Below are 13003 nucleotides of genomic sequence, written 5' to 3' on the forward strand. Positions count from 1 at the left end.
ATGGGGAGGACAGACACAGGATTTATCATAATCGATCCCCGAGGGACGAGTAATGGCTGTTGAAAAGCCACGCAGTGGCTTAGATAACTACGAGGAGTTCCGTGACGAACTCGATCACGAGTACGACGACGTCGAGGAGTACGTCGATCTCGCTGCGGATCTTCGATCGGTCGTCACGGGCGAGGTTCGGTTCGACGAGTACGCTCAGGTCCTGTACGCGACCGACGGCAGCATCTACAAGGCCAAACCCGCCGGCGTCGTGTTACCCCGGGACGCCGCCGACGTGCAAAACGCCGTTCGCGTCGCGGCCGAACACGACGTGCCGATCATGGCTCGCGGCGCGGGCTCGTCGCTCGGCGGCCAGGCCGTCGGGCCGGGCTGTGTCGTCCTCGACATGACGACGTACATGGACGACATCTTAGAGATCGACGCCGATCGCCAGCGAGCGCGGGTCCAGCCCGGCGTCGTCCAGGACCACTTCGACGAGGCAGCCGAGGAGTACGGGCTCAAGTTCGCCCCCGACCCCGCCTCGTCGAACCGCGCGACGATCGGCGGCGGTATCGGGAACAACTCGACGGGCGCCCACTCGGTCCGCTACGGGATCTCCGACGCCTACACCGAGGAGCTGGACGTCGTGCTCGCCGACGGCTCGCTGATCCACACCCGCGAGGTCGTCCTCGACTCCCCCGAGTACGAGGGGATCGTCTCGAAGAACGACCGCGAGGCCGAGATCTACGAGACCGTCCGCGCGATCGTCGAGGAGAACGCCGAGGAGATCGAGGAGCGGTACCCCGACCTCAAGCGCAACGTCTCGGGGTACAACCTCAACAAGGTCGTCTACGAGAACGAGGACGGCGAGGACGTCATCAACCTCTCGAAGCTGTTCGTCGGCGCCGAGTCGACGCTCGGCGTGATCGTCGAGGCCGAGATCAGCCTCGTCACCCTCCCCGAGAAGACGGCGCTCGTGCTGTACTGCTTCGACGACCTCATCGAGACCCTCGAGGCCGTCCCCGAGGCCCTCGAGTTCGAACCCAGCGCCGTCGAGCTGATGGACAGCGAGGTGTTCCGGCTCGCCCGCGAGTCCGAACAGTTCGCGCAGTACGAGGAGCCGATCCCCGACGGTACCGAGGCGACGCTGATGCTCGAGTACGACTCGGAGCTCCACGACGACTTCGAGGAGGCCGTCGGGCGGACCAACGAGCACTTCGTCGAGAACGGCGACGCCTTCGACGCCCTGGAGGCGTACACCGAGGAGGATCAGGCGGACCTCTGGAAGCTCCGGAAGGCGGCAATCCCGCTGCTGATGAGCCTCGAGGGCGATCCGAAGCCGTACCCGTTCATCGAGGACGCGACGGTTCCGCCCGAGGAGCTCGCCGAGTACGTCGAGAAGTTCATGGACGTCCTCGAGGACCACGACACCTCCGCCGCTTACTTCGCCCACGCGGGCAGCGGGACCTTACACATTCGGCCGATCCTCAACCTCAAGGACGACGGCGGCATCCAGACGATGCAGTCGATCACCGACGCCGTCACCGACCTCGTCCTCGAGCACGAGGGGTCGTTCTCCGGGGAGCACGGCGACGGGCTCGCCCGGACCGCGTTCAACCCGAAGATGTACGGCGATGACCTCTGGCAGGCGTTCAAGGACGTCAAGTCGGTCTTCGATCCCGACTGGCGGATGAACCCGGGGAAGGTCGTCTACACCGACGAGGAGCCGACCGACATGCGCGAGAACCTCCGCTACGGGCACGCCTACGCCTCGATCGAGCCCCAGACGAAACTCGACTTCTCCGATGAGGGGGGCTTTTCGCACCTCGTGGAGCTGTGTAACGGCTGTGGCACCTGTCGTCAGACTGACGACGTGATGTGTCCGACCTACCGCGGGATGAAAGACGAGATCGCAACGACCCGCGGGCGGGCGAACATGCTCCGTTCGGCGATCTCGGGCGATCTCCCGGAGGAGGAGATGTACTCCGAGCGGTTCCAGGAGGAGGTGCTCGACCTCTGTGTCGGCTGCAAGGGCTGTAAGAGCGACTGCCCGACCGGCGTCGACCTGGCGAAGCTCAAAGCCGAGACGAAGTACCAGTACTACGAGCGCGAGGGCGTCGGCCTGCGCTCGCGGCTGTTCGGCAACATCGACACCCTCTCGAAGGTCGGCAGCGCGCTCGCGCCCGTCTCGAACCTCGGGCCGAAACTCCCCGGTAGCCGCCTCGTGATGGAGAAAGTCGCGGGGATCGCCGCCGATCGGGAACTCCCCAGCTTCCGACAGGAGTCCTTCCAGGACTGGTTCGCGAAGCGCGGCCCGCGGGTCGACCCCGACGCGGCCGACCGGAAGGTCGTGCTGTTCCCCGACACGTACACGAACTACAGCTACCCCCGACCCGGCAAGGCCGCCGTCCGCGTCCTCGAGTCCGCGGGCGTCCACGTCACCGTCCCCGAGGACGTCGGCCCCAGCGGTCGCGCGGCGTTCTCGGTCGGCATGCTCGACGACGCCGAAGAGCGCGCGGTGGCGAACATCGAAAAGTTCGCCGAGTACGTCGATCAGGGGTACGAGATCGTCTCGCTCGAGCCCTCCGACGCCGTGATGTTCCAGGACGAGTACCTCGATCTGGCACCCTCCGCGACCGCCGAGAAGGTCGCCGGCCACTCGTATGGCATCACCGAGTACATGGACACGTACCGTCTCGTCGAGGAGCTTCCGCTCGAGGAGACCGACGAGACGCTGGCCTACCACGGCCACTGCCACCAGAAGGCGACCGGACGGGACCACCACGCCGTCGGCGTCCTCCGGCGGGCGGGCTACGCCGTCGATCCGCTCGACACCACCTGTTGCGGGATGGCCGGCTCGTTCGGCTACGAGGCCGAACACTACGACCTCTCGAAGTCGATCGGCGAGCGCCTCTACGAGAAGATCGACGAGAGCGACGGGAACCCGGTCGCGCCCGGCGCCTCCTGCCGGAGCCAGATCGGCGACCGCAACGAACCTTCGGAGAAGCCGCCGCACCCGATCGAGAAGGTGAACGAGCTGCTCCCGGCCCGGTAACGTCAGACACCTTGTAATTTTTCGCACTGTTCACGAACCGATAGCTTCACGATCGAGTGACAGCCCGCCGCTGTATCGGATTCGTTCCCTCCTACTGATACTCAATAGTCAGATTATAAATAGAACCATTTATTATACTTTGTGATATACGTGATCACGGGACGTTCATGACACGAAAGGACGGTGCGACGCGACAGGAAACCGTGCAAGGGAACGGACGGGCGGTGGCTACACGCCGACGCAACCGGGGTGAACGTGGCAGATGGTGATGGATATCATCGTCGCGGCGTTACCGCTCGCGGTCGTCGCGGTGTTGCTCGTCGGGTTGTTGTGGCCGGCGACGAGAGCGATGCCGATCGCGTGGATCGTCGCGCTCGTCGTCGGCTACGTGTGGTGGAACAACCCGCCGGACTACCTGGCGGGCTCGTCGTTCGTCGGGGTGATGACCGCACTCGAGATCCTGTGGATCGTCTTCGGCGCGCTGGTCCTGTTGTACACGCTGATGCAGGCCGGCGCGTTCGATCGGATCAACAAGGGATTCACGGCCGTCTCGGACGACCGTCGGGTGCAGATCGTGTTGATCGCGTTCTTCCTCGCGACGTTCATCGAGGGCGCCGCCGGCTTCGGGACGCCGGCGGCGGTCGTGGCACCGCTGATGCTCGCACTCGGGTTCCCGGCGCTGGCGGCCGTCATCGCGGCGCTGATCGGCCACATCATCGCGGTCACATACGGTGCGGTCGGGACGCCGATCATCGTCGGCATCCAGGATCCGCTGATGATCTACGAGGAACAGATCGTCAACGACGGCGGGATGAGCGTCGTCGAGTACTCACACGAGGTCGCGGCGTGGGCGGCGACCTACCACGCCCTGACGGGCTTTCTGATGCCGCTGTTCGCCGTCGGGATGGTCGTCTACTTCTTCAGCCCGCCCGAGGAGCGCTCGCTCAAGCCGGCGCTCAGCGTCTGGCCGCTCTGTCTGTTCTCCGGGTTCGCCTTCGCGATCCCCTACTGGATCTCCGCGTGGTTTCTCACCGCGGAGTTCCCGGCGCTGATCGGCGCGATGGTCGGCGGCGCGATCACCGTCTCCTTGCTCCAGCGGGGATACCTCCTGCCGGACGACGAGTGGGACTTCCCGCCGCGCGAGCAGTGGGCCGACCACTGGGTCGGCGCGATCGAACCCGGTAGCGAGGAGGCCGACGGCCCCGTTCCGAACGGCGGCGAGCAGATGTCGCTGCTGAAGGCGTGGTCCCCCTACATCGTGCTCATCGTCCTGCTGGTCGTCACCCGCGTGGTCGACCCCATCTCCGAGACGATCACCGACGCGGGTCTCGGCACCGACTTCGCCGTCGCCGGCGTCGGCGAGTTCACGATCGGCGTGGTGATCCAGTGGTCCGAGATGTTCGGCTACGACCTCTCCGCCGGGATCGAGTGGATGAACGCGCCGGGCTTCTGGCTGTTGCTCAGCGCGCTCATCGCGATCGGCATCTTCGGCATGTCCGGCCAGCAGGTGAAGGCGGCCTGGACGGAAGCGGCCCAGAAGCTCGTCTCGCCGTTCATCGCGCTGATCTTCGTGATCGCGATGGTCCAGGTGATGATCCAGTCCGGCGGCGCGCCCGGTGCGCCCGAGGTGGGCAGTATGATCGAGATCCTCGCGATCGCAACCGCGAACGCCACCGGACCGCTGTACCCCGCGCTGGCGGCGCTGATCGGCGCGCTCGCGGCCGCGATGGTCGGCTCTAACACCGTCTCGAACATCACCTTCGGCGGGTTCCAGTTCACGGCCGCACACGAACTCGACCTGCCCAGCCAGATCGTCGTCGGAACGCAGGCCGTCGGCGGTGCGATCGGGAACCTCGTCGCCATCCACAACATCGTCGCGGCGCTGGCGACCGTCGGCCTCGTCGGTCAAGAGGGGCGAGTTATGCGGCTGAACCTGATTCCGCTGTTCTACTACGCCGTCGTCGTCGGAATCTGGGCGCTGCTGTTCGTCTACGTCATGCCCGACGTGCTCCCGTCGGTGTTCGACGTCTACTAAGCGCTCCCTCTCCCCTCTGCGGCTCTGCTCGGGGCGGTTCGGAAACGACAAATTCGACGCTTACTGTCAGTATAGATATGTTATGTGTAATTTTATAGATAGTCCCCGAACGTGAGCGATCAGGACCGATACGCAGGGCTCCGGACTCGAGTACGACGACCTGACGAACGACGCCACTGCCACCTGTAGCGAAGCGAGGAGAGACGGCGCGTTCGATCGAAAGACCGGTCCGATAGCTCGTCGAGGTCGAGATCGATAAATAACTAGAATAGTATACTTCTGCAATGATGGCATTCGGGAGGAACGATCGGCAGTTGGACGCATCGGTCCACTTCCGGTATCCAAACCTGTATCGTAGCGAACGGGAGCTGATCCCGGGAGGAGTTCGACCGTCCTCGTTCGTTCGTCCGCGACTCAGGACGGGAGATATGAACGGACGGGGTATATTCTTCGGTACTGTTATATCATTCTCGCTCGAGAAAGGGGTATGGCGTGGCAACACACCGTCTACGCGTACCCGATCCTTTTCGCGACGGCGCTTTCGGTCGTCCTGGGTGCGTACGCGGTCGCCCGCGTTCGACGCCGCGGGCGCTCGCCGACGTTGCTCGCGTTCGCCGCGATGACCGGCGCGATCGCGATCTGGACCGGATTTTCGGCGCTGAAACTCCTCAGCACCGACCCGACGGTTCAGTTCCGGAGCTACCAGTTACTTCACGTCGGCAGCGCCGCCGTCGGCCCCCTCCTGTTGCTGTTCACACTAGCGTACACCGATCGATCCCGCTGGCTCACCCCGTCGCTCTCCGTCGGGGTGTTCGTCGTGCCGGTCGCGTTCGTCGCGCTTCTGATCACGAACCCCTACGACGTGGCGATCATCGACACGCGGATCGTCGACGCCGACGGGCTGGTCGTCTGGCGGGCGGACCGCGGTCCGGCCCACGTCGCGCTGAGCTTCGTCTACGCCGCGCTCATGGCCGCGCTCACGCTCGCCGTCGTGCTCTCCGAATCGGTTCGCACCGGACGAACGTACTACCCACAGGCCGCCCTGCTGACTGTCGCGGTCGTCGCCCCGATAGGGGCGAGTTTCCTTACGGTCGCGGGCGCTCCGCCGTTCGGTCGCGAGGGGGTGAACCTCGTTCCCGCAGCGGCGGGCCTCTCGGTCGCCGCACTCGGGGTCGCGACGTTTCGGTACCGGCTGCTGGATCTGCCGCCGATCGCCTACACGACCGCGATGCGCGAGTCGCCGGACGGGATCCTCGTTCTCGATTCGAACGGGCAGATCGTCCACTCGAACGAGAGCGTCGGTCGGTTGCTCGGCGTCTCGCCGCCGTTCACGGGAACGCCCGCAGACGCCGTTCTTCCGGAGCTGTGCGACGAAACGGCCGACGGACGGACGCTCGAGGTTACGACGTCCGAGGGAGATCGGGCCCTCGAACTCCGCTCGCAGCCGTTGCGCTCCCAGGAGACGACCGTGGGGCGAGTGATCGTCCTCCGGGACGTCACCGCACAGAAACGCTACGAACGCTCACTGGAGCTGCGAAACGAACAGGGAGAGCTGTTGAACCAGCTGGTTCGCCACGACATCAGAAACGAGATGGGGCTCGTCCTGGGACTGCTCCGTCGGGTCGACCCCGAACTCGAGGAACTCCGCGAGGACAGTCCCGAGGCCCACGATCGGCTCGCGGAGTACACCGACCGCATCAGATCGAACTGCGAGCACGTCGTCGACCTCACCGAGACGGTCGGCGAACTCCTGCGGACGATCGATCAGCGCGAGCGCGAACCCCGGCCGGTCGACCTCGCGCCGGTTCTCGAGGAGGAACTCGAGGTCGTGGCGGCCGCGTTCGAGGACGCGCGCGTCGAGACCGACGCCGAGATCCCGGACGCGACGGTGTACGCCGACGAGATGCTCTCGTCGCTGTTCTACAACCTGTTGACGAACGCCGTCGTCCACAACGACGGCCCTCGGCCCGAGGTGACCGTTACCGCGGTCGAGTCCGACGACCGGATCACCGTCTCGATCGCCGACGACGGCCCCGGGTTTCCCGAGCAGCCACGGGAGCTACTCACCGGGGAGACCCCGCTTACGGAGTACGAGGGGTCGGGCTACGGGCTCTACATCGTCCGGTCGCTGGCCGAGGGGTACGGGGCCGAGCTCTCGGTCGCGGACAACCGGCCGACCGGGTCGATCGTGACGATCCGACTCGTGCGCGCCGGCGACGAGCGCGAACCGGAGGCCGTACCGGCCGTCGCGGTTGCCGATGCTGCCCCCTCGGACGGAACCGGAACGCCGATCGAGCGCGAACGCCCGTCGGACGACGCAGCCGGGTGGTCGAATGACTGAACCGCCGACCGACGACTGCGGGAGAGCGCCGTCGCTCGAGCCGATCGACGTCCTGCTCGTCGACGACAACGAGCGGTGGGCCGCGTTCACGGCCGAAGAGCTCGAACGGCGGGAGCCCTCGCTGCGCGTCGAACTGGCCCTCGGTGCGAACGAGGCGCTGTCCGCGATCAGGGAGGAGGATCACGACTGTCTCGTCGTCGACTACCGGATGCCGGAGACGAACGGGATCCAGCTGATAGAGCGCGTCCGGGAGGAACGGCCGGAGCTCCCGGTCATCCTCGTCACGGGCGAGGGCAGCGAGACGGTCGCCGCGCGGGCCATCGACGCGGGCGTGACCGATTACCTTCCGAAGGATCCCAAGACCGACCAGACGCCCGTTCTGGCCGGCAAGATCCGAAACGCCGTCGAACGCCGCGCGTTGCGGCGGGCGATCGAGGACAGCGAACAGCGCTACCGGACCGTGATCGAGCAGAGTCGCGACGCGATCGTGATCCTTCGCGAGGGACGGATCCTGTTCTGTAACGAGCGATTCGCCGAGTTCACCGACTCGAGCGTCGACGGCCTCGTCGGCACCCGGTTCGTCGAGACCGTCGTCCACGAGGCCGACCGCGAGCGGTTCCGCGGGATCGACAGGGAGATCCTCACTGACGGCGTCCACCGCATTCGGCTGGTGACCGGCGACGGAACGGTCGCGCACTGCGAGTACACGGGGTGTGAGCTCACGTACGACGGCGCCCCGGCGACGATGCTCTCGATCAGGGACGTCACGGCGAAGCGACTGAAGGAGGTGCGCCACCGCCGGGAGCGAAACCTCAACAGACACCTTCAGCGAGCGCTCGTCGCGTCTCGAAACCGGGACGAACTCGAGGACGCCGTCGTCACCGAACTCGCCGATCAGGGGTACGACCTCGTCTGGTTCGGGACGGTCGTCGACGGGACGCTCCGGCCGCGCGCCGTCACCGGGGACCGGCGGTACGTCGACGACATCGGGCTCTCGCTCGAGCGGACCGAACACGAGTGCGAGCCCAGTGTCTGGGCGGCCCGGACCGGAACGACGCAGGTGATCTCCGACCTCGAGGCGCTGTTTCCGACCGACTGGCGAAACCTCGCCCTCGAGCGCGGGTTTCGGGCCGCGATCGCGCTCCCGGTCGGCTACGAGGACGTCGTCTACGGCGTCCTCGCGGCCTACCGGGCCGAACCCGACGCGATCGACGACGCCGAGCGCGAGTTCCTCCGCGATCTGACGGCGACGGTCGGCTACGCGATCCACCACATGGACGCCCGGAAGGCGCTCACCGCGGACCACGGCGTCGAGGCGCGGATCGAACTCCGCGACGGATCGCACTACCTGAGCGAGGTCGCCGCCGTCGCCGCCGTCGAAACGTCGGAGCCGGAACTGGTCGTTCACAGCACCTACTCGAACGGCGACGGCGAAATCGTCCAGTACGTCACCCTCCGTGGCGGCTCCACCGAGGAGTTTCGCGCCGCCGTCGCGGATCATCCGGCCGTCCGAGATGTCGTCCCGGTCCGGCGGGCCGAATCCGATTCGTTTCAGCTGACTGTCGACGGTCCGACGCCGGAGTCGACCGTCGCTCCGTTCAACGCGCGCGTCCGATCGACCCGGGTCACCGCCGATCGCGCGGTGCTTCGGATCGAACTCCCCTCGAGAGAGAACCTCGATGCACTGGTCGAGCGCCTCGAGGAGCGATACGGGCGCGTGTCGGTGCTGTCCCTCGTCGAACGCGAGTGGGCGGACGGCGACGGGACGCTCACGGTCGATACGAGCGCGCTGACCGAAAAGCAGGCGGTCGCGCTCGAGGCGGCCTACCGTCACGGCTACTTCGAGCAGCCCCGTCGCTCGTCCGCGACCGATATCGCGACCGCCCTCGGCGTCGCTCACTCGACGTACCTGCAACACCTGCGTGCGGCCCAGCAGAAGGTGTTCGCCGAGTTCTACGGCGACTGATACGGATTGCTGTAACGATTTCCCGGCGCAACCGCCGTACGGGTCGCGGTTGCGCCGGTAATGACGTACAGTAAACCGTATGAGGCCGCCATCCATGATCGACGACTTCGACGCCCCGTTCCCGTCGGGGGAACGGGCGGGAGTCGCTGCTCGGTACGAACGTCGTGAGGATCGCCCTCGGTGGTCGTATAAAACGATGATACCTTCATGTGTCGGATCCCGGGTACCCAGTTCCGACTCCGACCCGCACGGAGCGACCGTCGACGCGACACATGTCGTGGCAACAGTTCTCACATACGGGTGACAACTGTGTAATGCAGCGTGAACGTCTTCCCCGCAAGTCTGTCGCGAGAGGCGGGACGGAACCCGCAGAACGCGACGGGGGGGTGGAAGGCTCGATCGACAGCGGGTGACCGACCCGTCACCCGAGACGCGATTCGACACGCATCGATTCGATAACTCGTCCCCTCCTCGAGAGCGGACGAGCCAAGCGGCGATACGGAGGAAACACCAATGGCAACAGACAACACGGATATCGACGAACAGCTATCGACCAGCGGCCCGGACCCCGTTACGGCGGAGACGGAGTCGGCCAGTAGGGATCCGGCGATCGCCGAGGCGGATATCGAAGACTCGACTGCCGAGGAGGAGGCCGTCGTCGGCGGACTCAGCGAGAACGTCGCGGGGGCGCTCGCCTACCTCTTCGCACCGTTTATCGCGGTGCTGTTTTACCTCCTCGAGGATCGAAACGAGTTCGTCCGGTTCCACGCCGCACAGAGTATCGTCGTCTTCGGCGGCTTCTTCGCCCTCTCGATGGGCGTGTTCATGATGGGCTTCGTCCTCGAGTTCCTGCCGTTCGTCGGCTGGATGCTCTCGCTGGCGATCTCGATGCTGACGTTCCTGGTGCTCGCCCCGCTCGGGTTCATCCTGTGGGCGCTGCTGACGTACAAGGCGCTCACCGGTGAGCGCTACGCCCTCCCCGTCGCCGGGGAGGTCGCAGAGAGGTACGTCTGATGGGAGTGCGCCGGCGTTCGTTCGTGGCGGTCGCCGGACTCACCGCGTTGAGCGGCTGTCTCAGCGTCGACGACATCACGAACAGGGCGAGAAGCGAGGCCAGCGACCGGGCGGGCGACGAGCTCCGGGACCGAACGGGGATCGACGTCGAAATGCCCGAGGAGCCGCCGGAAACCGACGAGGAGTGGCGGCTGTACGAGTTCCTGCCGGGCGAACGCTACGAGTACCGCATCGAGACCGAGGAGGACGGTCCCGGAACCTTCAGCTGGAACGTCGAGGACGCAGGGGAAGATCGGCTCGTCGTCGACACCGAGCTGGCGTTCGAAAGCGGGGACGAGTTCGCTCGAACCGTAACCGGCAGCCAGGACGAGGTGTTCTCGGAGCTGATGGCCACGCCGGCGGCGATCTTCATCGGTTCGGGGTTACACTCGCCGTACGTCACCGCCAACGAGGGCGTCTACGTCGGCTACGAGTGGCGGGTCGCGACCGACGAGGGAAGCTTCCGATACGCGGTCGATGACACCGACTCCTACGTCGGACGGGAGTGTTACGTGGCCACGACCGAGATCGACGGCGCGGTCGTCCACGAGAGCTGTCTCTCGCCAGAGCTGGCGTTTCCGGCGTTCGTCGCGTACTACGACGAGAGCGGCGAGCAACTGCTCGAGATGGAGCTGCTCGAGTACGAATCGCCGAGCGGCGGGAGCTGAGAGTCGAATGACAACGAATCGAATCACGAAATCGATGACGACAGCAAATCAGAACGGTGGAGGGAGAGTCGACCGGAGAACGGTTCTCCGAGCGCTGGGAGTGGCGAGCCTTCCGGTCGTGAGCGGCTGCCTTAGCGGGGACGAGGACGACACCGAAGGCAACGGTGACGAGGCCGAGGGGACGAGCGACGAGTCGACGGACGGCGGTGACGAACCGGAGGAATCGAGCGACGAGAGCAACGACGACGGAAGCGAGGAGAGCATCGGAACCGCCGAGATCACGTTTCTGGGCGAGACGTACACCTACGACGACGCCTCGTGTAGGGGGAGCAGGACCTTTCCACCGGAAAACGAGATGATTCGCCACCGCGATGTGGACGATGAGATCGAGTTCGAACTGGGGACCGGGACGTCGGGCTCGGTCTTTCTCGAGCCCTCGGATCACATGAACGACGACGTGGCACACGACCCCGACGGCGGAGAAGTAGTTTGGGAGATAGCATGCTAACACGAGAGATATCGACGATGCGGAACAGTACGACGACTTCGGCGAGGGGGTCCTCGTCGTCACCGGCGAGCCGACGGAGGGTGTAGCGGTGGTCCTGCACTTCCTGAAGGCGACGAGCGTCTTCCTCAGGACGCTCCCGTTCGTCGCGTTGCGGATCGCCGTCGGGATCCTGTTCGGCCTCGTCACGGTCGTCTACTTCGGGATCGTCGGCTGGCTGGTGCTGACGCTGCTCGACGCGGGGACCGTCTCCGGACCGATCGGGGCGGTCGGGTTGCTCCTCGCGACCCTGCTGTTCCTGGCCGCCATGCGGTTCGCCCGTCGGTACGTCCTCTACATGGTCGCGGCCGGCCACGTCGCCGTCATCGCCCACATCGTCGAGACCGGCGAGACGCCGCGAAACCAGCTCGCGTTCGGGACCGGACAGGTGCGATCGCACTTCAAGGAGGCCAACGCCCTGTTCGTCGTCGATCAGCTGGTGAAGGCGGCGATCCGGCAGTTCAACAACACCGCCATCTCGCTGTCGAATCTGGTGAGCTTCGTTCCGACGTTGAAGAACATCCTCACCGTCCTCCGGAAGGCGATCGGGCTCGCAGCCTCCTACATCGACGAGGCGATCATCGCCTACGTCTTCATCGCCGAGGAGGAGAACAACTGGCGGGCCGCCCGCGACGGCGTCGTCCTCTACGCGAAGACCTGGAAGTCCATCCTCGGCTCGACGCTGGCGATCGTTCTCGGGATGTACGCGGTTGCGTTCGGGCTCTTGCTGGCGCTGACGCCGCTGGCCGCCGTCTTCGGGAGCCTCTCGCCGACGTTCGAGATCCTCGGCTGGGTCGCCGTCGCCGGGATCGGCCTGACGGTCTACCTCGGCGTGCTCAGACCCTGGGTGAAGACCGTCGTCATCACGACGTTCCTGATCGAATCCCGCGAGGTGACGCCGGACAGCGAGACGATCGAGTTCCTCGAGCGCCGTTCGAAGAAGTTCCGGGAGCTGACGGCGAAGGCCGACGCCGAGGAAACGGAGACCTATCCGACCGGCGATTCGTCCGACGGCGACGTTCCGAGAGAAGAGCCCACCTGAGAGGCGTCGTCCGGGTGTTGGGTGCTCGGACCGGCCCCGAGGGACCGTTCGAGCCCGGACGGGTCATCGGCTCGAGCCGCGTTCGTAGAGGATCGCGAGGGGAGACACCGTGTTTCCGATGAATTCGAAGCGCCGTCGGCCGACCCGTTGGATCGATCGAGCCGAGACCCGTTCAGTCGGTCTCCGATGAAGATCAGGAAACGCAGCATGTGTGTGTGTCTCTTACGGAAAGCATATTAGCGAGTGGTGTCGTTCGTATTACATGGCTCAATACGCGGCCGACCGATGTACCGACTGTGGCGGACGGAAGA

General features: G+C 65.6%; 8 protein-coding genes. All 8 read left to right on the forward strand.

Annotated elements, in window-relative coordinates; all coding sequences use genetic code 11:
• Nucleotides 1-52: 52 nt before the first annotated feature.
• The 8 genes from ACNA7R_RS00820 to ACNA7R_RS00855 all read left to right on the forward strand — a co-directional run bounded on the left by ACNA7R_RS00820 (nt 53) and on the right by ACNA7R_RS00855 (nt 12692).
• Nucleotides 53-3043: an FAD-linked oxidase C-terminal domain-containing protein gene (locus tag ACNA7R_RS00820; protein WP_416281627.1), complete on the forward strand. Its 2991-nt coding sequence runs from the start codon at nt 53-55 to the stop codon at nt 3041-3043.
• Nucleotides 3044-3305: 262 nt separating this feature from the next.
• Nucleotides 3306-5078 (forward strand): L-lactate permease, encoded by a 1773-nt coding sequence (locus ACNA7R_RS00825; RefSeq protein ID WP_416281628.1) that lies wholly within the window; start codon nt 3306-3308, stop codon nt 5076-5078.
• Nucleotides 5079-5565: 487 nt separating this feature from the next.
• Nucleotides 5566-7419 carry a histidine kinase N-terminal 7TM domain-containing protein gene (locus ACNA7R_RS00830; RefSeq protein ID WP_416281629.1) on the forward strand — a complete coding sequence of 618 codons (1854 nt, stop codon included), beginning with the start codon at nt 5566-5568 and terminating at the stop codon, nt 7417-7419.
• Nucleotides 7412-9385, forward strand: a complete 1974-nt coding sequence (locus ACNA7R_RS00835) for a bacterio-opsin activator domain-containing protein (RefSeq protein ID WP_416281630.1) — start codon at nt 7412-7414, stop codon at nt 9383-9385. Before ACNA7R_RS00830 ends, ACNA7R_RS00835 begins: the two co-directional genes overlap by 8 nt.
• A gap of 513 nt (nt 9386-9898) precedes the next feature.
• Nucleotides 9899-10399, forward strand: coding sequence for a DUF4870 domain-containing protein (locus ACNA7R_RS00840; protein WP_416281631.1), 501 nt, complete (start codon nt 9899-9901; stop codon nt 10397-10399).
• 23 nt (nt 10400-10422) lie between these two features.
• Entirely contained in the window at nt 10423-11106 is a 684-nt protein-coding gene (locus tag ACNA7R_RS00845; RefSeq protein ID WP_416281632.1) for a hypothetical protein, read from the forward strand.
• Nucleotides 11107-11224: 118 nt separating this feature from the next.
• Nucleotides 11225-11614 carry a hypothetical protein gene (locus ACNA7R_RS00850; RefSeq protein ID WP_416281633.1) on the forward strand — a complete coding sequence of 130 codons (390 nt, stop codon included), beginning with the start codon at nt 11225-11227 and terminating at the stop codon, nt 11612-11614.
• 88 nt (nt 11615-11702) lie between these two features.
• The gene (locus ACNA7R_RS00855) at nt 11703-12692 is read left to right on the forward strand and encodes a hypothetical protein (protein WP_416281635.1); all 990 of its coding nucleotides are present in this window, start codon (nt 11703-11705) and stop codon (nt 12690-12692) included.
• Nucleotides 12693-13003: the final 311 nt, after the last annotated feature.

It is taken from the genome of Natronococcus sp. (genome assembly GCF_047921035.1).
Lineage (GTDB): Archaea > Halobacteriota > Halobacteria > Halobacteriales > Natrialbaceae > Natronococcus.